This window comes from Mangrovibacterium diazotrophicum (assembly GCF_003610535.1).
Classification (GTDB): Bacteria; Bacteroidota; Bacteroidia; order Bacteroidales; family Prolixibacteraceae; genus Mangrovibacterium; species Mangrovibacterium diazotrophicum.
In genome coordinates, this window is record NZ_RAPN01000001.1 from 3,148,887 (window position 1) to 3,172,706 (window position 23,820).

Genomic DNA, 23,820 nt, shown 5'->3' on the forward strand with positions numbered 1-23,820 from the left:
GAAGATACCCTTTTTAAAATAGACGAACTTTTATTCGATGCCTTCCTTGGAATCAACAATAAAGGCAGTAAATTGTAACAATAAACAGGATTGGCTGACTTAGTATTGGCAACCACAAACAAATAACATGCGAAAACTGATCTTCTGCATCGGGTTCATCCTGATTTTAACCAGTCTCAAAACCACTGCTCAAATCAAGTTTGAACCGATCGGACTTATGGAGAAAGGCATTCTGTTTAAGAAAGATGTTTACGTAAGATGTGATGTTGAAATGAATGACGAGCAGCTCGTCAAGCTTTTACTGAAAGATCCAAACATGGCTTCTTACGCCAAGCCGCTTACCTTAAACTACTCGGCGGGGAAAATTCTGAGTGCCTCGGCTGGCATTCTGATTACCCTTCCCATCCTCGACAGTTTTGGCAGCGATTCCGACCCGAACTGGTCCCTTGCTTACATTGGGGCCGGTTGTCTCGCCGCATCAATCCCCTTCAAAATAGCATTCCGCAAAAAAGCCCGTAAGGCAATAGCCTACTACAACAGTGGATACCGCGAAGCAAAGGATGTTAGTATGCTTTTTCAGACCGGCCCAAATGGCGTTGGTCTAGTGATGAAGTTCTGACGATAGACATTTCCAACGAATGGCAAGGATTAGAAAAGTAACCTGCCCTGTTTTAATTCTAATCAGCGTACTTGTTGCAACCAACCAGTATGCCTGTGGACAAGAAGTTGAATCCAGTTCATATTCGAACTACTTCCGCCCAATGAATCAAAACATGGTCATCAAGGTCGACCTCAATAACCAAATTGACGGATTCAAAGTGAGTGCCAATGACGATCTGAGTTACAAAATAAAACCCAACGCCCGGTGGGCAACCCGGATCTCGCTGAACTATCACTTTTTGTCGCTCAGTTACAGTTACATTTCCCCGCTTTTCAACAGCAACAAGGACGATGATCTGAAAGGTAAAACGAAGTACTTCAACCTGAGTCCACGGTTTCAATTCAACAAAATTATCCAGGAAATCGGCTACTCGCGTACCAAAGGCTACTATCTGGACAATCCCAAACCGTTCGACCCCAGCTGGACAGAAGGCGATCCGTACCCGCAGTTTCCGGAGCTGGTTACCCACCATTATTACGGACGAACATCGTACAAATGGAATCCGAATTTTTCGACCAAAGCTTTCCTTGATCAAACGGAAAAGCAACTGCGAACAACCGGCAGTTTTATCGGCACTTTTTCGTACGAGCTGTATCAAAACGACGACCGTACCAAGCTGACGGAAACAAACAGCTCGCAAAAAGCCAGCAACATTGAGCTGATGGCAGGCGGAGGATATTACCAAACCTTCGTTCTGCACCGGGACTTTTCCCTGACCTGTGGAGCCGGAGCCGCCGGTGGGGTGATTCATCAGAAATTATACACCCGCTACATCGACGTCAAATACAAGACAATCCAGAACCTTCCAATTCTCCGAGGAGAGGTACTTGGAGCCCTTGGCTACAACTCGCCGAAATTCTTTGCCGGAACGCGGGTCCAGTTCACCGGAGAAACCTACAACCAATCTAAAAATTCGGGAGGTGTCATCAATCAAAATCATTTCTACGTCAGTTTCTACCTTGGTTTCCGGTTGAAAGCACCGAAACCGGTAAGAAAGCTGAATGACGAGATCGAACACATCCTCAACTAAAGTTCAGGGGTTATTCCAATCCTGACTGTTCCCGTAAAAAGTCAAGCGACCTGTCGTTGGTTTCGCCAAACCGCCAGTGTCCGGAAATCGGAGTAATGACAATCTCCTTTGGCGCGGAGATCACATTCAATGCTGAAAAAACGGAAGTTGGCGGACAGGTATGGTCGTTATAACCTGTCGAATAGAATCCCGGGACTTTTACACGGCGAGCAAAATTAACCACATCGAAATAAGCGGCTGTTTTGATCCGGTCGGGAGTGGCCATCGTTGCCTGTTTATCCGCCCGGAAAACATGAGGCCAGCCGCCCGCTCGGCCATGCAGATAACCGGTCATGTCGCAAAGTGCGGGGTAAAACGCGGCCAGGGCAGTCACTTTTTCATTCAGGGCTGAAGTAACAATCGTCAACGCTCCGCCTTGGCTTCCACCAGTAACAACCACATTTTTGCCATCAAATTCGGGCAGGCTGCACAAGTAATCAACACAGCGAACGCAGCCCAGGTAAACATTTTTATAGTAGTACTCGTCGCGGTTGTCCAGGTTGGCGAACATGTAATCGCCAAAAGCGCTGCTCACCTGTTTATAGCTATCGGCATCCAATAAAGGCGAGATGCCGTGAATCTCGATCGTTAAACTGATGAATCCCTGCTCGGCGAACCCCGTGTACGGTTTTACCGGCTTCACACCGGCGCCGGGAGGAGCAAACAAAACCGGGTACTTGCCTTCGCCTTTTGGTTTGCACAGGTAACCAAATAGGCGCTTTTTGCCCCAGCCAGTGCGCAAATCCAGTAAATACACGTCCACTTTATCGGTGGAATATTCCGGTAAGAATTTCAGATTGGCATCAAAATCAACTTGTCGTGCTTCAGCAACAGCTTCGGTCCAAAACGCATCAAAATCCTTCGGGTTTTCAACAGTGGGCTCAATCGCCTCGGGAGAAAACCCCAGTTTTGACTGTGATTTATAAGTATGCCCATCAACCTTGACCGATACATTCAAATCCCGAAACCCGGGAACTTTGCTCGTTCCGACGTTAATTTTTCCTGTTCCGTCTTTCAACAGTTGCTTTTCTTTTTTCTCCGCGTCCATCATTTCCGGTCCAACCTCGTAACTGATTTCCACATTGGGCACCGGAACACCAAAGCGCAATACCTGCACCTCAACTTCGGCTTTTTCACCGGTTTTGTAGGTCCAATCGGCGTGCGAGGGCGTTAATAAAACATCAACTAACTTGATTGGTGCGGGCGAGTTTTGGGCAAAGGCCACATTGGTCAGGGCCAGCAGAAAAACAAAAAGAAGCTTCTTCATCATCATTATTGGTTTTTAGGAGATTCCAAATTTACAGAAAAGTGCCCACCGCTGAGGGTACAAATCATCTAAATTGCTTGGGCTTTTCTTCATCCGCTGTGGATTTTTAACTTTGCAGAAGGCATCATTCCACGACTGGTGGAACTGGCGGGCTGACTTCCGATTCCAAAAGAAGAATACGGATCGCTGCATTTGCCTTTTCACTTTTAACTTTTGACTTGACAACATGACACCAAAAAAAACCAACTGGAGACCGGGAACGATGGTTTACCCGGTGCCGGCCGTTTTGGTTAGCTGCGGCGAAACCCCGGAAGAATACAACCTGATTACCATTGCCTGGACCGGAACAATCTGCAGCGACCCACCCATGTGCTACATCTCGGTGCGCCCCTCGCGCCATTCCTACGAAATCATTAAACGAACCGGCGAGTACGTCATCAACCTGACCACCGAAGAACTGGCCCGTGCCACCGACTGGTGCGGGGTGAAATCGGGATCGAAAGTAAACAAGTGGAAAGAGATGGGCCTCACCCCTGCCCCGGCCAGCATCGTGAAAGCCCCCATCCTGGCTGAAGCGCCAATTTCAATTGAATGTAAGGTGAAGGACATTGTGAACCTTGGTACGCATGATATGTTTATTTCGGAAGTAGTGAACGTGATTGCCGACGAGCGCTACCTCGACCCCGAAACAGGCGCATTTAGCCTGAAAAGTTCCGACCCGATTTGCTACGTGCATGGCCACTACTTTAAAGTTGGCGATCAGATAGGCAAGTTCGGTTGGTCGGTCGAAAAGAAGAAAAAGGCAAAAAAGAACAAAGAATAATCGAGTTTGATAAACGAAAAATCAGAAATAGAAATGGACACCAATACAGCAATCGGGTTAAACCCGCTACTGGAGCATTTTAACACCCTGCACGATTCTGCTCCGTTCACAAAAATTAAAAACGAACATTATTTGCCTGCTTTTCAAAAAGCGATGGAACTGGCAAAAGCCGAGATACAAGCAGTCATCGACAATCCGGCAGAGCCGACTTTTGAGAATACCGTTGAAGCGATGGAACGCACCGGCGAGCGCCTGAGCATCATCCGTGGTATTTTCTTCAACCTGAACTCGGCCGAAACCAACGACGAGATGCAGAAAATTGCGCAGGACGTAGCACCGATGCTTTCGGAATTTGGCAACGACATCAGCTTAAATGAAGACTTGTTTGCCCGGGTAAAATCAGTATACACGAAAAAAGACGAGCTAAACCTGAACATCGAACAGCAAACCTTGCTTGATAACAGCTACCTGAGTTTTGTGCGCAACGGGGCCAACCTCAGCGCCGAAGATAAGGACACCTACCGTAAAATAACAGGAGAGCTCAGTAAGCTGGGATTGCAGTTTCAGCAGAATGTATTGGCTGAAACCAATGCGTACGAGATGCATTTAACCGACGAAGCCGACTTGGCAGGTTTACCCGAGTTTGTTCGCGAAGCCGCTGCTCTAACAGCAAAGCAAAAAGAAAAAGAAGGCTGGGTTTTCACCTTGCAACATCCGAGCTTCATCCCGTTCATGAAATATTCTGATCGCCGGGATTTGCGCGAAAAGCTATTCCGGGCATCTTCCTGCAAAGGAAACCAGGACAACGAGTTCGACAACAAAGAAATCATCAAAAAAATACTGGATCTGAAGCTTGAAAAAGCCCGGCTTTTAGGATTTGAAAGTCATGCTCAGTTCAAACTGGAACGCCGCATGGCCGAAACTCCGGAACGAGTAGCAACATTCCTGGATGAGTTGCACCAGGCATCGAAATCATTTGCCGACGAAGATTTGGCAGAAGTGCAAAAATTTGCCAACGAAAACGGTTTTGAAGGTACCATCCAACGTTGGGACTGGACCTACTATTCCGAAAAACTAAAGAATGCGCGCTACGGTTTCAACGAAGAAGAAGTGAAGCCGTTCCTGAAACTGGAAAACGTTTCCCAAGGCATTTTCGGACTCGCCAAACAGCTTTACAACCTCGAGTTCAAACAGAATACCCAAATTGAAGTTTATCATCCCGATGTGCAGCCTTACGAGGTTTATAATGACAAGGGTGAGTTCATCGCGGTGTTCTATATGGACTTCTTCCCGCGCGACGGAAAGCGTTCGGGAGCATGGATGACCGACTACCGTTCACAATATGTAGAAGACGGTGTGAATAAACGTCCACACATTAGCATTGTGTGTAACTTCACCAAGCCCACCGAAACCAAGCCTTCGTTGCTGACTTTCGACGAACTGACAACCTTCCTGCACGAGTTCGGACACGCGCTGCACGGCATGCTCAGCCAATGCCAATATGCCAGTACATCAGGCACTAACGTATTCTGGGACTTTGTGGAACTACCCTCGCAAATGCACGAAAACTGGGCCTACGAAAAAGAATGGCTCGACCAGTTTGCCGTTCATTACGAAACCGGGGAAAAATTGCCCGAGGAATTAATCCACAAAATTATTGAGGCTAAAAACTTCCAATCCGGCTACTTCCAGGAACGCCAACTGAGCTTTGGCATGCTCGATATGGCTTATTACACGCTGACAGAACCATTAAAAGAGAGTGTTCCAGAGTTTGAGGCAAAAGCAATGAAACCAACACAATTACTGGAACCGGTTGAAGGATCGCTGATGAGCACCGCCTTTAGCCACATCTTTGCCGGCGGCTACGATGCTGGTTACTACAGCTATAAATGGGCCGAGGTACTGGATGCCGATGCTTATTCGGTCTTCCAGAAGAATGGCATTTTCGACAAAGCAACAGCAGACTCTTTCCGCGAAAATATCCTGGAAAGAGGCGGAAGCGAGCATCCGATGATCCTCTACAAACGCTTTAGAGGACAGGAACCAACAGTTGACGCACTGCTGGAACGCAGCGGATTAACGAAATAATCGACATATCGATCTGTTAGTGAGGGCTTCACTTGAAGTGAAACCCTCACTTCGTTTTAGCAATAGGCATAAAAAAAGACAAGCGCCCCTGCGCTTGCCTTCTAACCTTTTCTCTCTGTGTATGTATGAAAAAACTCTGTTTCTGTTTCCGTTTACGGCTTTGAGGTAAACTTCTGCTTTTTATAAAACAACATGCGTGCCATAAACTGAAATCAACATAGCCATTAGCACCTTGTTAAGACTTATTAAGAATTCCTCCCCTACTTTCACTCAAAATCCAACTCAAGCACCATTCTTTTGTCTAGTCCCCTTCGACTTCGAAAACATCAAAAATCTTCTCTACTATCAAAAAAGAAGTTGTCCCCTCAAAATCGGAACATAAAAAAAGCAAGTGCCTCTGCACTTGCCTTCTCACCTTTTCTCTCTGTGTATGTATGAAAAAACTCTGTTTCTGTTTCCGTTTACGGCTTTGAGTAAACTTCTGCTATTCATAAAACAAGATGCGTGCCAAAAACCAAAATCCGTCTTCAAATTACCCCGCGTTAAGATTTATTAAGAAGAATGTCCCAAAATCGAGCCGGTAAATACTTCAAATTCATTTTGTGCGTTTTCAATACACGGTTGAATGAATGAAGACATGAAACAAAAAGAGAACATGAAAACGCCAAACAACGGCTTTGCTTGCCGGCTAAAAGCATTAGTCAAACTATCACTACTATTGGTAATCTTAAGCATCCAATTGAAAGTTTATGCCCAGGAGGATGTGGAACCAGCCATTGTTGACGGCCGGGTAACAGAGGAAGAGTTTGGCGAGCCGTTGGAGAAAGCCATCGTACAAATCCGCGGATCGGGTGTCTATACCATAACCAACCGCTTTGGCTACTTCCGTATGAAACTGCCACCGGCTTTTTTTGAGCTTGAGGCCATCCACCCGGGAATCTTCAGTGAGTTCTACAATGTTTCGACTTACGAAGGTATTTTAACGCCTATGGGCGCGGTTCGACTGGAACCGGTAGCAGTTGGTCGGCTTCAGCAACGCGACATCGCTTCCCGGATTGATATCACGAAAACCCCGTCGGCAACCCGGAATACACCTGTCATAAACATGATGGCGCAACAAGGCGGAACTGATTTTAACGAGCTCTTCACAGGGGAGCCGTCGGTTTACCTGCTTGAAAACGGAGGCGGATACGGAAGCTCGGAAATTAGCGTACGAGGTTTCGCCGCCAATCAAAACCAGGTTGTTTTTAACGGAATTAGCCTGAATAACCCGGAAACAGGACGAATGAATACCGCACTTTATCCGGGCCTGAGTGACTGGGGACATCAGGCCCAGTTTACAAGCGGTGTTGCATCGGGCAAACAAAGCGAATTGGGACAAACCAGCTTGATCAATGTTTTGCCCTTCATGCCTCACAAAAAATTTGGTGTTAACGTGCTCGCTTCAGCTGGAATGAACGGCTACCTGAAAACAGCAGCCACGGTGCATTCCGGGCTCAGCGACCGCAAAATAGCTTTCACTTTGAAACTGGACCGAACTGCAGGCGATGGCATTCCCGATTTCACCGGGTTTGAAAGCTACGGCATGTACCTCAACCTTTTCAAAGAATACAGCCACATGCACAGTTTTCTGCTCACCTCGGTCATGAAAACGTGGAAAGCAGACCTGCGCAACCGCCCCGATTCTATCTCCCGAATCAGCAGCTACGGTATCGACCACAACAGTGGCTGGGGTTTTCTGGACAATTCGGAATTGGGATGGAACGGAAGTTTCGGCATCGCCAACCTGTCGGTACTAACCCACAACTGGCACATGCGCGTTCACACCCGACTGGTGAGCCAGCTTTACCTGGAATTGGAGAACAGCGCCCAAACCTATCCGCAGGGGATGATGAATGGGATGACCCCCTACGAAATACCAGCGACCGACCGTGGGCTGGTTGATTTCGATGCTATCTCAGCGGCCAATTCGGAACAGACAATTTCCGAAACCGATGGCATTTCAACTCTGGCCGGCGTAAGTCGGACAACAAGATATGGTTTGCAAACACAACTGATTCATGAGATTGACGACGACAACAAAGTCTTCCTGTCTGCCGACCTCGAACAATACACGTCTGACCACTTCGCAGGCGCAACCGATTTATTGGGCGCTTCCGGATTTATGAGCAACGCCGATATAAACGGCAACGATCAGGCGGCAACAAACTTCGTGGAGGCAAACTTTTTACCCAAAACCGGTAAAGCAGATAAGGTCGACTACGATTATCGCTCTTTCATTCGAAAAGGAGGCTTGGCAGCGAAATTGGAGAGAAGCGGAAACCGGGCATTTGGCTACGCTGAAACCGGGATCTATGTGAAAAGCCTGAAGCGCGAAGACTATTTTTCGTACGAAACAAACGACTCGCATGGAACGACGGACTGGATTACACAATTCGGTTGGCGCCTGAGCACAGGCCTCACCTACCGCCTGAACGAATTTCATTCGATCCGCTTTAATTCAGGAGCATCCGGAAGTCCGACACGTTTCGACGTACTTTTCCCTGCTGGCAACAACTGGGAAAACACATCGGCTAAAAACCAGAATCTCTATACCGGTGAACTTGCCTATGTGTTGAACAGTGCGCGGTTTTTTGTTTCGCTGCGTGGCTACGCCATGTACCAGCAAAACCGCACCGATATTCAACGCTACGGGCTGAATGCAGATGAAGAATACGCCGTTCTTTCAGGATTGAACCAGTTTCACCGCGGTGTTGAGCTGAGCGGTCAAATAACTTACTTCAAGCGGTACAACCTGCATGTATCAGCGTCGTACGGAAAATGGACATTTAAGAATTCGGCCAATGCGAAAATATATGACGAAAGCAACCAACTGCTCTCAGAATCGGATCTTCCGTTTGATGGCTACAAAACAGACAACTGTCCGCCAATCAGCCTGTACGCGCGAAATGAGTTTAACCTGTTGAAAGGATTGGAAATCAACGTCAACTATTATCGCTCTTTTGCGAGCTATGCCCCGCTGCTGGTTCACGATTTTGATAACGACGCAGTTCCAGAGCAGCTTAAACTCCCTGCATTCGATAAGCTGGGAGCCGGAGTGAGCTACTACCATGAATTCCGCAAGAAGCAAAACATCCACGTGTTCGCGGATGTGCAAAATATACTGGGAAGTGAATACATCAACCAGATTTATTCGAATAAAAGCGGAGATGCTTTCGGCTCAAACCTGGCACTGTATGGCAAAGGCATGAGCTGGAGAGCCGGACTGAGCATTACTTTCTAAACGAACATGAGACGGGCAATCTCGACCGAAATTTTGCTGATATCTTCAAAAAGGAATTTGGCAAACGTGCTGTGAGCTTCCTCATCCGCATTGTCTGAGATGATGCGGATAACCGAACACGGCACATTGTAATCCGCCGCAACCTGGCCAATCGCTGCGCCTTCCATCTCGGTGCAATACAATTCAGGATGGCGCTCTACAATTTTATCTTTCCCTTTCTGGGAAGCTACAAACTGGTCGCCAGTGCCGATTGCCCCGATGTGAATCTTCGGGCGGTACTGTTTATTGATATTCGGATATTTGTCGTCGTGCAGATTGTAAGTGAACTGCTTCACTGCTTCCAGCGCACGACGTTGCGCTGCCTGTCGCACCGGGAACCGGAATTTCTTATAAAACGGTGGTTCAATTCCATGAAAACCATCCAAACGAGACAGGTCTACATCGTGCTGAATCAGCTGATCGCCCACCACGATATCGCCGATCTGCAGATTCTCCATCAGCGAACCGGCCATACCGATAAAAACCAGTTGGTCGACATTAAAAACATTAATAAGAGTTGTCGCCGTTGATGCTGCCGCCACCTTTCCCCATCCGGAAAGACACATCACAACCTCCTTTCCTCCGATGGTACCCTCGTAAAACTTACGAGCTCCATATTGATGAACTTTCAGATTCTGAATGTCGTGTTCGAGCAGAAGAATCTCCTCGCGCATAGCACCTATTAAACCGGTTTTCATTGTAACAAGATTTGAATGGTTTTGGAAATATCCTTTGAATTTATTACAAGACTGTTTATCAAGCAAATAAATTTGATTTATATATTTCATTATATGCTTTTCAAACATCTAAGCTAAAGCAATCTCTTGCTTTGTCTGTCCAATTTGACTTTGAAGCTACCAAAGATACCGGTATTTCGGGGATTCCCAATTGTGAAACCAAGTTTACATCCGGAAGGAAGAAAGACCGTTTAACAAAAATCCTCTGCATCCAGGTATTTCTGTATGCAGAGGATTGTAAGTAAAACCTTAGTTTATCTCCGGATCAGTCTTTCTGAAATACACGGACATAATCTATTTCATAGGTAGTTGGCAGGACACTTTCATCAACGCCTTGCGCGCCTCCCCAGCTGCCTCCCCAAGCCATATTCAGGATAATATAGAAAGGTGCATCATAAGGCCAGTCATCCGTTCCGGTTCCCGGGTTATTATAGGTGTAATACACTTCATCATCAACCAGAAAACTGATGCTCGAAGAAGTCCATTCCATCGCGTACTTGTGGAACTCCGTTTGAGATGTCGAACAAGTGGTCGTGCCGCTTTTCGGATTGCTACCGTAGTGATTGGTCGCATGCAGGCTACCATGGATTACATTCGGGTCGTATCCCACTTCTTCCATGATATCCATCTCGCCGTCATCTGGCCAAGCAGTATAATTTACAGGCATCATCCAAAATGCCGGCCAGGTTCCAAGTCCTGAAGGAAGCTTCAAACGGGCTTCAATGTACCCATATTTCCAACCGGTGCTTTGCTTACCATACATCCGAATCGAATAGACATTACCGTTTATTTTGGCCGTTTTGATTTTCAAGGTACCATCGGTGATGTAAGCCAGCGTATCTCCCGTGCCGGTAATTCCGCTTACGTAATACTGAAGCTCGTTATTCACAAAACCCGGACTGGCTACTTCATAAGTCCAGTCGGATCCGGGCATTGCGGCTTTGCCGTCGGACAAAAGTGCATCGTCAAACTCGTCATGCCAAACAAGAGAATAACCATCGGGAGTATCAATATCGTCCGAAACGTCGCCGTTTTGCGTAACATTTATCGTGTCGCGCGCGGTTGCTGATTTCACAACCAGCATCGCAGTTCTGGACGCAGCACCCGAATTTTTCTCAACAGTTACAGTCACCGTTTCCTCAGTGTTGATACTCGAACTCGGTGAACATTTCACCCAATCTTCAGTAGTGTAAATCGTCCACTCGTTGGTCACATTAACATCGACAGTCGCCGTATCAGCCGTGTTCTCAAAAGAGATATCGTGCGTTGATACTGTGATCGTAACCGAAGAGGTTCCCGTGATATTGTCATCGCTTTTGCTGCAACTTAGCAAAGCGAGGATCATTGTAAATAAACTTAATATAGACATTCTGTTCTTCATGTTTCATTTTGTTTTTCAATCGTTACAAGAGGATTCTTTCAAGATAACTTCACTAACCGTTACCTCTGTATTAGCCGGGTTGCCTCCAAAGTCGACAACAAGATTGACCTGGTCGGCATCGATACCATCCATGCTCGTCATCTCGAATTCGTAATCTTCGTAGGCCGACAGCGAGATATTACTGGTGAAGTAGAAAGTATCATCATCACCATTTTTGTACAGTTTCACCGTGACGTTTCCAATAGCCGTGGTCGAGTTCAAGACACAATGGAAATCATAGGTGTTTGCAGCAGAGGTTGCAATGTCTGTTTTGAAGAAGCACTGCGCCTGCCATTGGTCGGTTGTAGCCGACGGTAGACTGAATGTATAGGAATTTCCATCGGCCGTCATCACCGGATCAGCTATTTGAGACCAGCCCGGTGCGTAGTAATACGAATTGGTGAAAGTACCTGTATTCCATAAGTTACAAGCCGAATCTGCATTCCAGTTCACTGTAGTTGAACCGCCGCAAGAAGATTCTTTCAAAATCACACTGCTAACCGTTACTTCTGTGTTGGCCGGGTTGCCTCCAAAGTCGAGCACCAGGTTAACCGCGTCAGCATCGATACCGTCCATATCCGTCATCTCGAATACGTAATCTTCATAAGCAGTCAACGAAATATTCTTGGTAAAGAAGAAGGTATCATCATCGCCATTCTTATAAAGCTTCACGGTAACATTTCCAATCGACGTTGTCGAATTGAAGATACAGTGGAAGTCGTAGGTAGTACCGGCAGAGGTGGCCATATCCGTATTGAAGAAACACTGTGCCTGCCATTGATCGGATGTAGCAGATGGCAAACTGAATGTGTATGAATTCCCATCCGCAGTCATCACCGGATCGGCAATCTGAGACCATCCCGGAGCATAGTAATACGAATTGGTGAAGGAAGCCGTCTTCCACAAGTTACAATCCGAATCTTCATCCCAATCAACCGTGGTGTCATCATCCTCTATAACAGTACCATCATCACAACTGTGTTCTTTCAAAACTACATCGCTCAAGGTCACTTCCGTACCGTCCGGGTTGCCGCCGAAGTCCAACACCAAACTCACATTATCGATATCCAATCCGGTCATATCAGTCATAATCACATAACTGTCTTCATAGGCCTTCAACGAAAGATTTTCGACAAAATAGAAGGTGTCGTTATCACCGGTTGCGAACAATTTAACCGTTACGTTACTGATATCTTTGGTTGAATTCAACTTACAGGAGAAATCGTAATTCGTAACAGAGTTTGTAGTCAAGTCGGTATTGAAGAAGCACTGTGCCTGCCATTGGTCGCTTGTTGCTGACGGAAGACTAATGGTGTATGAATTTCCGTTTTGTGTCATTTCCGGATCTGCAATCTGAGACCATCCCGGAGCATAGTAATAGCTGTTTGTGAATGTTGCCGTTTTCCACAGGTTACAATCGCTATCCGGATCATATCCCTGACGTTCTGCATCAACACTGGACTTAGTTACCAGGATAAAGTGCCAGGCAATGCTGCCATTGTCAGCAATCAGTTCCATCTTGTTCGCAGTCAGGCTGACAATTTTGAATTTCGGATTTTCATACGAATCATCGTAAGGGATGTACGGGAATAAAGTATTGGCCGGAAGCGTCAGGTACACGTCGTCTCCTTCAACTTCAAATCCATAACTGGCAGTTTGTGTTTCAACCGGTACCGTGTAATCCGAACCAGTTGTGTTGTAATCGCTGAACAACGAGCAATCGGCATTCAGCAGCACTGTACCGCCAGTACCCGGATCGTATGTATAACTACTGTCAGCTGAGAACGTGACAATATCGTCGTAGATCCCCAATGACTTTTTCTCGTTGGCCGCTGCGCTGTACAAATTCGTACCGTCAGTTCCTGTATCGCCGTATGAAATATGGCCCGCTTCATCGCTGGCAATGACCCATTCTTTCGACGCATCGCCTGCCATACGAGTGATAAAACTGCTAAAGTCAACCAGTGTATTGTCAATGGTGAAAGACTTGGTGATAGAACCATCGCTGATACCGTTGGCATTACCCAGCTTCATTTCCACCTCGTAAGTTCCACTTTGAGAGTAGATCTTCGAAAGTCCGTTTACCGTTGAATAGGTTTCGCCATCGAAAATCCAGATCGGATAACAGGCCTGGTTGTCAATCGAGAACGTTACCTGGTTTATGCTTTGGTCAACCGTGATTGTAGCGTTGATATTCGCAGCTAACGGGATATCGCCTTCCGACGGAGAAGTCCAGTCCTCAGGAGCACAGGCTGTAATTGCAAATAGCAAGAACAGTACACGTGATATATTTATAAGATGTTTTTTCATCGTATTATGTTTTTTGTTTTTGCTAATTAGTAGTCAGTGTTTTGTTCAAGTTGGCCATCAGAAGCACTGATTTCAGTATCCGGAATAGGCAGATACTTTTTGTTCGATGTCCAGCTGACAGTGCGATATTCACCAGCGGTGAGTGTTGATGCTGCTTTGCCACTGCGAATAAGATCCCAGTAACGTTTTCCTTCGCCAACAAATTCAAGGCGGCGTTCTGTAATGATATTGTCGATGGATACCGTTGCAGAACCAGCAGTTAAACCTGCTCGGGTGCGAACTTCATCCAAATAAGTTTGAGCGTCGCCGGTACTTCCCCCCGTCTGAATAAGCAATTCAGCGGCGTTCAGTAAAGTTTCGGAGTAACGGTAAATGCGAAGGTCGTTACCGTAGTTCAATTGTGCATCAGCAATTTGTCCGTCGTTGTAACCGGTGCGGGCGCAATATTTTTTCAGCCAAAAGCCGGTATCTTCATAACGTTCGGTGTAACTGTATTCGCGGGCATCAAGAACAGTCGCATCTCTGCGGGTATCGCCATCATCATACATATCGTATACTGCTTCGCGAACCGGTCCAAATCCCCACCCCTGGTTAAAGCCATCCGTTCCGTCAACCAAACCGTAAGGGCTAATCAACTGGGGAAGAACGGTACCTCCTGCATAGTAAGGATTGCTCCAGCTACGACTGGCACCGTCATTGAAATAATTGATCGCAAAAATGCACTCGTCGTTCCACTCTCCGTCTTCGGTCCAGATATCAGCAAAATCATCCGTTAATGAATAACTTCCGTCGGCGATAATTCCTTTCATGTAAGCAAGAGCCTGCGCGTAGCGGCTATCGTCGTTTTGGTACATGACCACATCCGCATAGATCATATAAGCCGTAGCCAATGTTACGCGACCATCCAGCGAAGCGTTTGTTTGCTTCATGGGCAAGCCTCCGTTTGTAATGGCATCTTCCAAATCGGCAATAATTCCTTCGTAAACATCATCTGCCGGGCTTTTGCCACTAACGTAGGGATCTGTGAGGTTTGTGGTGTAATATGGCACTGCTCCCCAGAATTTCCACAACAGTGAATAGTAGTAGGCGCGCAATACCTTGGCCTCTGCTTCGTACAAATTCTTGGTGGCATCATCAATATCGGTTACTCCCGGCATGTAGTACATGACGTTGTTGCAACGGTGAACACCTTTATAAGCTGAAGTCCAGATACCGGACATCACTTTAATCGGCGTTACACTGTAATTGGCCTGAAGGTGCCAGGATTCGTTGTCGGTTGCACTGGAACCACCGGACCACATGTCGTCGCCCATCACATCCGACATGATATTGATTGGGTTGTATTCGCCCTGACCCCAGTCGAACCATTCCAGCGGGCTGTATGCGGCAATCAAAGCTTCATAAATACGTGCTTCGGTCGTGTAGTAATCGTCAATCGTCAGTTTTGTGGGACTTTCCAAATCCAGAAAGTCATCACTGCAAGAGATCATTCCAAATATCAACGACAAACTTGCTATGATTAAATATTTTTTCATGATAATTCAGGTTTGCTGATTAGAAATTAATGTTAAATCCGAATGTGTAGGTTCTTGATTGCGGATAAAGACCACGATCGATTCCCAAACCATAGGTTGAGGAAGAGCCATTTGAAATTTCCGGGTCGAAACCTGAATATTTAGTAAATGTTAGCAGGTTTTCGGCTGAAACGTAGATCCTCAAATTCGTAATAAACAGTTTGTTTGAAAGACTCTGTGGCAAAGTGTAGCCCAGCTGGACGTTTTTCAAACGCATGTAAGAACCATCAGTCACGTAAAGGTCAGATGAAACACCCCAGTTTGTCTGATCGTTGTAAGCGAAACTTGGGTATTTGTTTGAAGTACCTTCTCCGGTCCAACGGTTAAGCATGAAACTTGGCAAGTTGGCTGAGTTGATATCTACACGGCGGGTTGCATCGTAAATATCATTGCCAATTGTTCCCTGAATCATCATACTGAGATCGAAGTTTTTGTAATTCGCACTGAACGAAAATCCGTAGATCCAGTCCGGTGTTCCTTTTCCAATCTTTGTTTCATCGTTGCTGTCAATAACTCCGTCACCGTTCACATCAACCCAACGAACATCACCGGGAGCAGCATCCGGTTGCAGTTCCTCGCCGTCAGCATTTACATATGCGCCAATCTCTGCCTGATTTTGGAAGATTCCATCCGATTTATATCCGTAGAAATAAGGGAATTCTTTGCCATTTTCGGCGTAAGAAACATATCCAAGCCCTTGCACATTATCCCATCCCTGGTAACCATTTTCGTTACCCAGGTCAATCAGTTTATTTTTCACATAGGATGTGTTTGCATTAACCTGGAAATTCCAATCGTGGATTTTGAATTTATAGCCTAATTCAAATTCAAGCCCCCGATTCTCCATTTTACCAACGTTACCGGTCGGTGCATTGTCTCCATTATATGAAGGAATTGGCATGGTAATCAACATACCGTTTGTACGCTTCACGTAATAGTCGGTGCTGAATGTTAACGCGTTTTTGAAGAAACCAAAATCAAGACCGACGTTCGTTTGTTCCGATTCTTCCCAACGAAGGTCTGCGTTTGGAATCACATTCGACGTTACACCGCTAACTGCGCCTTGAGAACTACCACTCCCGAGTACGTAATTATTCCCGGTGGCCGTCAAAGCGATGTATCCAAAGCTTCCGATGTTTTCGTTACCGTTTCGCCCCCAGGAGAAACGCAGTTTTGAATTGGTTAACCATTCCGGGCGATCTTCCATAAAGGCTTCGTTGGTCAGGTTCCATCCTAACGAGAACGATGGAAATACCCCGTAGCGGTGACTTGCTCCAAAATTGGAAGATCCGTCGCGGCGGACAGTCACCTGGGCCATGTAACGTTCAGCATAGTTATAGCTGATTCGTCCAAAAATGGAACTCAGTGAGTGCGGATCCCATTCACCCCCTGATGCCGACATTTTGCCATCAGCTTGCAGCCCTGTGGCAAAATCGATGTTTGCTTTATCCGCGTCTTCCTCAATCAGATCCTGGCGAGATGCACCAACACTACGCCCGGTACTCTTTTGCGCACTTTGTCCTAACACGATGCTGAAACTATGGTCGTTTATTTTGAAGTCGTACAACAAGGTGTTTTCAAGCTGCCAAACAAGGCTCTTGTTCATGGATGAATACACCGATGAATAGGTCGCGTTGTTGTTGTTATTCAGGTAATACATTTTTGTCCAGCCATCCTCGCCGTACCAGTTTTGTTCGATCCCCAAAGCTGTTTTAAACTTCAACGATTTCCACAAACTAAGTTCAGCATAAGTACTGCTTATCAGTTTATCCGTCCAGTCCTTGGCGCCCGGTAAGGACAATTGAGCAACCGGGTTCGTAATTTCGTTATAGTCAGATCCCGCGATGGTGTACAAACGTCCGTCTTCGTCTGTTACCGCAGTAAAGGCACTGTTTCCTTCATAATAGGCATAAGCAGCATCCTCTTCTTCCTGCGTTGCATAGTAAACACCCAAAATTGGTGACAAGGTAACCGCCGATCCCAAAATGGAACCGAACTCGGAGTTTGCTGTAATACTCCGTTGATTGATGTGTGAGTAATTGGCATTCACACCCACTTTCATTTTATTGAGCCATGTGCGGTCTTTCGAATCGTCAAACACCGTGTAGTTGGTGTTGCTTCGAACACTTAAACGGTCGTAGTTTGACCGGTCCCAATCACCACCGATGATACCATCCTGACTTAAATAGCCAATTGACACGTAGTAATCAACTTTATCGCTGGCTCCGCTAATGCTTAATTGGTGATTTTGTTGCGGAGCGTTCTTGTAGAAAACTTCATCCTGCCAATCAGTTCCTGTACCGTATGAATAAGGATCGTTATACAGAATACTACCTCCTCCGTTCAAGGAGCCTTCGTTCATCATAATGGCATATTCTGTAGCGTTGAGCAAGTCGCGCTGACGCCAGGGATTTTGCAGACTGTATGAAAAATCATACGAAACTCTCACTTTACCGGCTTTACCACTTTTGGTAGTCACCAAAATAACGCCGTTGGCTGCGCGAGCTCCATAAACCGCACCAGATGCAGCATCTTTCAACACTTCTATCGACTGGATATCGTTCGGATTCAAATAACCGATACCATCGTCAACCGGCATCCCGTCGACAATATAAAGTGGGCTGGAGTTATTAATTGTTCCTGTACCACGAACACGGATTGTAGAACCAGCGCCCGGCTGTCCGGATACGGAAGTAACACTCACACCGGCAGCCAATCCTTTTAAGGCATCGTCAACCCGAATCGGATTTACTTTGGTCAAATCATCGGCTGATACTTTGGCGATGGAAGCTGTAACGACGCTCTTTTTCTGAACACCGTAACCTACCACAACCACTTCATCAACCGATTGTAAATCCTCTGTCAATACAACCTTGAGGTTACCAGCTGACGCTTTCACCGTTTCGGACTTATATCCGATGAATGAAATAACCAGTGTTGCATCTTGTTGGGCACTTAATCTAAACTTACCGTCTACATCAGTAACAGTGCCGTCGTTGGTTCCTTCCACGACTACAGTTGCACCGATAATCGGTTCGTTGGAAACGTCGGTAACGGTTCCTGTTATGTCTACCTTTTGAGCAAATGCAACTGCCGATACTGTCATCAGTAAAACCAGCAAAGCACACCTCACAAAGTAATTAGAATAAAAGACTTTGAAGCTTTTCATGTTTATTCTGTTTTGATTAGTTAAATTGTACTATTTTAAATCGAACACAACAGGAGTGCCGGATTGGCTGTCGGAAGCAATCCAAACACTGAACTCCCCTGGTTCTGCATATTTTTCCATATCGCTGTGCGTAAAAGCAAGATCAGAGGCAGAAAGCTGAAAGGACACTGTTTTAGTCTCGCCTTTTTTGAAGAATAGCTTTTGGAAACCTTTCAGCTCTTTCACCGGCCGAACAACAGAACCGGCCTTGTCCCGGATATAAAGCTGCACGACCTCTTTACCATCGTAGCTACCTGTATTCGTCACCTCACAGGAAATTGTCAAACTCCCGTCCATCGCCATGGTATTGGCCGAAAGTTTCACATCGCCGTAACTAAAGGTAGTGTAGCTCTTCCCGTAACCAAAGGGGAACAAAGGCCCGTCTCCTGCATCCAGAAAATAACTCGTAAACCCTAAGGAAGTCTGCTTGGCACCAACAGGAATTTCGTTGATTAAAGTGATATTCTCGGCGGGACGTCCCGTGTTGGGATGCGCATAGTAAACCGGCACCTGGCCAACCATTTTCGGGAAACTGATTGGCAACTTTCCGCTTGGGACCGCCTTTCCGAAAAGCAAATCAGCCAAAGCCGGGCCTGCCATTGTTCCCCCGTGGAACGCGTAAAGTGTGGCATCAGCCAATTCAACTTCGGCGCCAATTGTAAGAGGTCGGCCAGCCATTACGATCATAACTACTGGTTTGCCTGTTTTCTTCAATTCGTCGAGCATTTGGGATTGTGCTCCCGGCAGCGAAATGTCGGCCCGACATCTCGCTTCACCACTAAGAACAGCTTCTTCTCCAGCAAAAAACAGAATGACATCCGCCTTTTTAGCACTTTCAACCGCTTTCATCATCTCATCCTCATTCGTGTCCCTGCTGTAGGTCAAACCTGCTTCGTAAATAACTTCGGTGTCTCTTCCGCACAAATCGCGGATAGCCATTAGCGGAGTCACACTGTGCTCTGGTTCCGCATCGAAACACCAGGTACCAACCTGATCTGCGCCACTGTCTGCCAGCGGACCAACAACAGCTACACTGCTTACATTTTGCAAGGGTAGTATGCCGTCATTTTTCAGAAGAACAGCTCCTTCTATGGCTGCTTCTTTTGCCTGCTCCAATGAATTCGGTAGATAAAATTTAGAATCATCCGAAACCTCCACATACGGATTGTCAAATAATCCTAATCGGAACTTTAATCTTAAAATGCGACGTACGGCTTCATCAACATCTGCCAACTTCACATCTCCGTTTGCTAAAGCTTCTGGCAAGTGTTGTACGAAGGCATAACTTTCCATGTCCATGTCCACGCCAGCATTCATAGCCTGTACGGCCGCCTGATAGAGATCTTCGCTGAAACCCCAGGTGATCATCTGTTGGATAGAAGCCCAGTCGCTATCCAACACGCCATCATAACCCCACTGATCACGCAGAATATCCGTTAATAAGTGACGGTTACCTGAGGAAGGAATTCCATCAATATCATTAAACGAACACATAAAAGTGGAACAGCCCATATTGGCTGCCGCTTTAAAAGGAGGTAAAACCACATCATGCAGTTCTCGTTCCGTGATGTGTGTGGTGTTGTAATCCTTCCCACTTTCGGTAAAACCATAAGCTGCGAAATGCTTGGCACAGGCTGCAATTGACGTAGCCTCCGCGAGATCATCTCCCTGAAATCCTTTGATCATGGCGGAGCTCATGGCAGTGGTCAAGTAAGGATCTTCTCCGCACGACTCCGCGACACGTCCCCAGCGAGGGTCGCGGGTTACATCCATCATCGGGGCAAATGTCCAACGTATACCCACGGACGATGCTTCTATTGCAGCAACACGAGCACCGTTTTCAGCAACCTTTGTGTTCCAGGATGCAGCCTGTCCCAACGGAATCGGAAAAATTGTTTTGAAACCATGAATGACATCGCGAGCGAATACAATAGGTATATGTAACCTACTTTTTTCAACCGCGACTTTTTGAATCGCATTAATTATTTTAGCGTCTAATTCATTCAGAATACAACCGACATTTCCATTTTCAACCTGTGAGGTAATATTACTGTCGATGTTGTCATAACTCAATTGGTTTAATTGACCAATTTTCTCATCGAGTGTCATCCTAGAAATAAGTGAATCGATCTTCTCTTCTATTCCCTGCGCTTTCACAGAAATAGAAATCGTCAAAATGAGAAGAATGAATAGTGTTTTTTTCATAGCTCAATCGTAGATTAATTCAGAGCATGAAATTATCCTGAACAATGTCGCTATTCAAAAAAAACACTACGCAAAAAACTCACTTTTAATAAATGTAAGCCTCACTTTTAATAACTTTAAATTCTATATTTCAATCACTTAATTAGTTTATCATGCTAAATAACACATCAGCGCCACCTCAACTAGTAGTAGAATTTGAGTTAAGTTTATGGTATGGCGAGAACATTAATAATCTTATTCCTGATCCTCCTTGTTTCGGTAGATAAAACAACAGCACAACAACCGTCTATACGAAACTTTGCAACAAGTATATATGGTGGCGGCACACAAAACTGGTGCATTTCTCAAACGGATAACAAGCGAATGTTGTTTGCCAACAACAGCGGGTTGCTAACCTATGATAGCGACCGGTGGTTCCTGTTCAATATAGCAAACAACACCAATGTACGCTCTCTGTATTACGATGGGGAACAAGATTACATATATGCGGGAGCAAGCAATGAATTCGGTTATTACTACACTGACTCGATTACCTTTAAAACGACCTATCAGTCACTGTCGATAAATTTACCGGAGAAAGAACAGTCTTTTGACGAAGTATGGAATATCTACAAATACAAAGATGCGATCACATTTCAGTGCAAGCGGCACATCTTCCTGCTAAAGCCAGACGGGGAATTCAGTGTTTTTCACACAAAATACCGGATAGAAACTTCCACTGTTGTCGACGACAAGATCATCATTGCGTGCAAAGAGGCGACCTACTACATTTTCAACAACCGGCTGCACACGATGAACAACACGGATCTATTGCAGGGGAAAAGCGTCAGAGCTATTCTTCCTTACGTTAACGGGATGATTATTTTTGCCACCGCATCGGATGGCCTCTACACCTATGACGGATTTACGACCACACCTTTGATGCTTGATATAAGTCCGTTTCTGGAGAACAACCAGATATTTTGTGGTGCAATTCACGGCGACATGCTCGCCTTTGGCACTGTCAGAGGAGGACTCGTGGTCAAGAATATTAGCAGCGGACAAAACTCATATGCCAATGTATCCACCGGCTTACAGAACAATACGGTGTTGTCCTTATTCTTTGACAGCCTCAATAACATCTGGCTTGGGCTGGATCAGGGAATATCTTACGTGCTCACGGAGGCACCATACAAAGAACTCTTCGGTCACAACAATCAAAACGGTACCGGTTACTCGTCTCTGATTTTTGAAAACAAATTGTACCTCGCGACAAATCAAGGGCTGTTCTTTACTCCGTTTCCAATGCCGGATACCCCGATACCGCCCCAGCCTCAACTTCTGGCGAACATGACCGGACAGGCCTGGAGTCTCCGCAATATCTCCCATTCGGTGCTGTGCGGAAATGATGACGGTGCGTACCAAATTACCGGAACTGAGGCCCGCAAAATACCTGGACCTGAAGGTACATGGGACTTCAAAGAACTTCATCACCATCCGGGATCTGTATTATCCTGCGATTATCAGGGCCTTTACATTTTAAAGGAGGTTGAGAACCAATGGGTGTTTTCAAACCGGGTGGAAGGATTCAACGAAACGAGCACAGCATTTGAGGAAGACTCAGATGGTAGCATCTGGGTGTCGCACTGGCAAAAAGGAGTGTATCATCTGTGGTTGTCGGATGACCTCACAACGGTTGTAAAGATGAAGTTTTACAGCTCGGAGAACGAACTCCCGACAAACGACAACAACATCATTTCGAAGATCGACGGCAAAATTTACATCTCCTCTGCCGATGGCTTTTATCGCTACGACAGCGAAAGCGGAAAACTCGTCAAAGACGCAAAGCTTAATGCGACATTCCAATCACTGGAACATCCGCTTCGCCTCATCGAAACCCCGCGGCGCGATATCTGGGCCGTAAACACCGGTTCCTTATCCCTTGCCAAGAGAGACAGCACCGGCAACTACGAGACTGATACACTAACTTTCCGAAGTATCGCCAAAAGACTACAGGCCAACCTCGGCCATATTGATTTCATCGATGAAAACCACACGATATTCAACGTCGAAAACGGATTTATCAGTGTCAACAACGACTATATCTCCAAAAGGAACGATGCCCAAATACTAATACGCCGTATTCTTGGAACGAAATCCACCGACACCATTTTTTACGCCGGAACCACTAAAAATGTCCAGAAAAATATTCAAATCCCGCACGACCAGAACTCCATTAAAATAGAGTACGTCTGGCCCCAATACAGCTCCGACAAATCGATATCCTTTTCTTGTTATCTTGAAAACTACGACAACGAGTGGACCAATCAGCAGGACGCTGTCTCCAAAGAGTACACCCAGCTGAGAAAAGGCTCCTACACTTTTCACCTTCGCGGCCACAATATGGCAACAGGCGTGGTTCAGGAAACAATGATCAAGTTCACCGTTCTTCCGGCGTGGTATGAGACGTTGCTCGCTTACGCCATCTACCTGGTAACTTTCATCATTATGATGTTTTATATTTTCAAGTTTCTGAAAAATCGCTACGACCGGAGAATTCACGAGATTGAAATGCGTCGCGAACGCCAACTGCGCGAACGCGAAACGCAACTGGAAATTGAACGTCAGAAAAAGGAAAAGGAGCTGATACAAATGAAAAAAGAAGAGCTTGAAATCGAATTGAAGCATAAAACCAGCTTACTTGCCGATTCAACGATGAACCTGATTCGCAAGAACGACATGCTTCAAATGCTCGACAATGACCTCTCCGAAATTTCAAACGGAATACGGCATCAGGAAGCAACACATACGCTGAACCGCAAAATCCAGAATATCCACAAGAGCATTCATTCCAATATAAAGGAGGATGAAAACTGGGAAAAATTCGAGGAAAACTTCAACCTCGTGTATGTCAACTACATGAAGAAACTCACCGAACAATTTCCACATCTGAAGATGAATGATCGTAAGCTTTGCGCGTACTTACGCATGGGTCTCAGCAGCAAAGAAATGGCATCCCTGTTTAATACATCTATTAGGAGCATTGAAACGGCCAGGTACCGGTTGCGCAAAAAACTAAACCTGGGGCACGATGACAATCTTTCCGATTTCATCCAATCGCTCTAGAAACTGAACCGAACAGTTTATGCCGTAATAT

At 46.0% G+C, this 23,820-nt stretch carries 13 protein-coding genes; 6 read left to right on the forward strand and 7 right to left on the reverse strand.

Translation table 11 applies throughout. The features are described from left to right. The first annotated feature begins 127 nt into the window (after nucleotides 1–127). Entirely contained in the window at nucleotides 128–619 is a 492-nt protein-coding gene (locus BC643_RS12390; protein ID WP_120273389.1) for a hypothetical protein, read from the forward strand. Between the two features lie 19 nt (nucleotides 620–638). Beyond that, the gene (locus BC643_RS12395) at nucleotides 639–1,691 is read left to right on the forward strand and encodes a DUF4421 family protein (RefSeq protein WP_120273390.1); all 1,053 of its coding nucleotides are present in this window, start codon (nucleotides 639–641) and stop codon (nucleotides 1,689–1,691) included. 10 nt (nucleotides 1,692–1,701) lie between these two features. Here the strand turns inward: BC643_RS12395 and BC643_RS12400 are convergent, their stop codons facing one another. Next, nucleotides 1,702–3,000, reverse strand: a complete 1,299-nt coding sequence (locus BC643_RS12400) for an acetylxylan esterase (RefSeq protein ID WP_120274260.1) — start codon at nucleotides 2,998–3,000, stop codon at nucleotides 1,702–1,704. 223 nt (nucleotides 3,001–3,223) lie between these two features. On the opposite strand from BC643_RS12400, the gene BC643_RS12410 reads away from it, so the two are divergent. The 3 genes from BC643_RS12410 (at nucleotide 3,224) to BC643_RS12420 (ending at nucleotide 9,191) form a co-directional block, all read left to right on the forward strand. After that, entirely contained in the window at nucleotides 3,224–3,820 is a 597-nt protein-coding gene (locus BC643_RS12410) for a flavin reductase family protein (protein WP_120273392.1), read from the forward strand. Between the two features lie 33 nt (nucleotides 3,821–3,853). Beyond that, complete coding sequence (locus BC643_RS12415; protein WP_120273393.1) at nucleotides 3,854–5,908, forward strand: M3 family metallopeptidase; 2,055 nt, start codon at nucleotides 3,854–3,856, stop codon at nucleotides 5,906–5,908. Nucleotides 5,909–6,545: 637 nt separating this feature from the next. Further along, entirely contained in the window at nucleotides 6,546–9,191 is a 2,646-nt protein-coding gene (locus BC643_RS12420; protein ID WP_170154537.1) for a TonB-dependent receptor, read from the forward strand. On the opposite strand, the gene BC643_RS12425 is transcribed toward BC643_RS12420, so the two are convergent. The 6 genes from BC643_RS12425 to bglX all read right to left on the reverse strand — a co-directional run bounded on the left by BC643_RS12425 (nucleotide 9,188) and on the right by bglX (nucleotide 20,684). Continuing rightward, on the reverse strand, nucleotides 9,188–9,928 hold the full coding sequence (locus BC643_RS12425) for a 5'-methylthioadenosine/adenosylhomocysteine nucleosidase (RefSeq protein ID WP_170154538.1): 741 nt from the start codon (nucleotides 9,926–9,928) through the stop codon (nucleotides 9,188–9,190). The genes BC643_RS12420 and BC643_RS12425 overlap by 4 nt on opposite strands. 304 nt (nucleotides 9,929–10,232) lie before the next feature. Further along, the gene (locus BC643_RS12430) at nucleotides 10,233–11,348 is read right to left on the reverse strand and encodes a family 16 glycosylhydrolase (RefSeq protein WP_211338045.1); all 1,116 of its coding nucleotides are present in this window, start codon (nucleotides 11,346–11,348) and stop codon (nucleotides 10,233–10,235) included. Between the two features lie 15 nt (nucleotides 11,349–11,363). Next, nucleotides 11,364–13,697 carry a hypothetical protein gene (locus BC643_RS12435; RefSeq protein WP_120273397.1) on the reverse strand — a complete coding sequence of 778 codons (2,334 nt, stop codon included), beginning with the start codon at nucleotides 13,695–13,697 and terminating at the stop codon, nucleotides 11,364–11,366. 26 nt (nucleotides 13,698–13,723) lie between these two features. Then, on the reverse strand, nucleotides 13,724–15,232 hold the full coding sequence (locus BC643_RS12440) for a RagB/SusD family nutrient uptake outer membrane protein (RefSeq protein ID WP_120273398.1): 1,509 nt from the start codon (nucleotides 15,230–15,232) through the stop codon (nucleotides 13,724–13,726). 19 nt (nucleotides 15,233–15,251) lie between these two features. Then, nucleotides 15,252–18,440: a SusC/RagA family TonB-linked outer membrane protein gene (locus BC643_RS12445; RefSeq protein WP_245994934.1), complete on the reverse strand. Its 3,189-nt coding sequence runs from the start codon at nucleotides 18,438–18,440 to the stop codon at nucleotides 15,252–15,254. Between the two features lie 30 nt (nucleotides 18,441–18,470). Further along, entirely contained in the window at nucleotides 18,471–20,684 is a 2,214-nt protein-coding gene (bglX, locus tag BC643_RS12450; RefSeq protein ID WP_120273399.1) for a beta-glucosidase BglX, read from the reverse strand. A gap of 213 nt (nucleotides 20,685–20,897) precedes the next feature. On the opposite strand from bglX, the gene BC643_RS12455 reads away from it, so the two are divergent. Continuing rightward, a complete protein-coding gene (locus BC643_RS12455) occupies nucleotides 20,898–23,789 on the forward strand; it encodes a helix-turn-helix and ligand-binding sensor domain-containing protein (RefSeq protein ID WP_120273400.1) in 2,892 nt (963 codons plus the stop codon). Nucleotides 23,790–23,820 lie beyond the last annotated feature (31 nt).

What these genes read in the sequence shown, in the direction of transcription:
- BC643_RS12390 (WP_120273389.1), top strand. Translation starts at nt 128, where the DNA reads ATGCGAAAACTGATCTTCTGCATCGGGTTCATCCTGATTTTAACCAGT.
- BC643_RS12395 (WP_120273390.1), top strand. Translation starts at nt 639, where the DNA reads ATGGCAAGGATTAGAAAAGTAACCTGCCCTGTTTTAATTCTAATCAGC.
- BC643_RS12400 (WP_120274260.1), bottom strand. Translation starts at nt 3,000, where the DNA reads ATGATGAAGAAGCTTCTTTTTGTTTTTCTGCTGGCCCTGACCAATGTG.
- BC643_RS12410 (WP_120273392.1), top strand. Translation starts at nt 3,224, where the DNA reads ATGACACCAAAAAAAACCAACTGGAGACCGGGAACGATGGTTTACCCG.
- BC643_RS12415 (WP_120273393.1), top strand. Translation starts at nt 3,854, where the DNA reads ATGGACACCAATACAGCAATCGGGTTAAACCCGCTACTGGAGCATTTT.
- BC643_RS12420 (WP_170154537.1), top strand. Translation starts at nt 6,546, where the DNA reads ATGAAACAAAAAGAGAACATGAAAACGCCAAACAACGGCTTTGCTTGC.
- BC643_RS12425 (WP_170154538.1), bottom strand. Translation starts at nt 9,928, where the DNA reads ATGAAAACCGGTTTAATAGGTGCTATGCGCGAGGAGATTCTTCTGCTC.
- BC643_RS12430 (WP_211338045.1), bottom strand. Translation starts at nt 11,348, where the DNA reads ATGAAGAACAGAATGTCTATATTAAGTTTATTTACAATGATCCTCGCT.
- BC643_RS12435 (WP_120273397.1), bottom strand. Translation starts at nt 13,697, where the DNA reads ATGAAAAAACATCTTATAAATATATCACGTGTACTGTTCTTGCTATTT.
- BC643_RS12440 (WP_120273398.1), bottom strand. Translation starts at nt 15,232, where the DNA reads ATGAAAAAATATTTAATCATAGCAAGTTTGTCGTTGATATTTGGAATG.
- BC643_RS12445 (WP_245994934.1), bottom strand. Translation starts at nt 18,440, where the DNA reads ATGAAAAGCTTCAAAGTCTTTTATTCTAATTACTTTGTGAGGTGTGCT.
- bglX (WP_120273399.1), bottom strand. Translation starts at nt 20,684, where the DNA reads ATGAAAAAAACACTATTCATTCTTCTCATTTTGACGATTTCTATTTCT.
- BC643_RS12455 (WP_120273400.1), top strand. Translation starts at nt 20,898, where the DNA reads ATGGCGAGAACATTAATAATCTTATTCCTGATCCTCCTTGTTTCGGTA.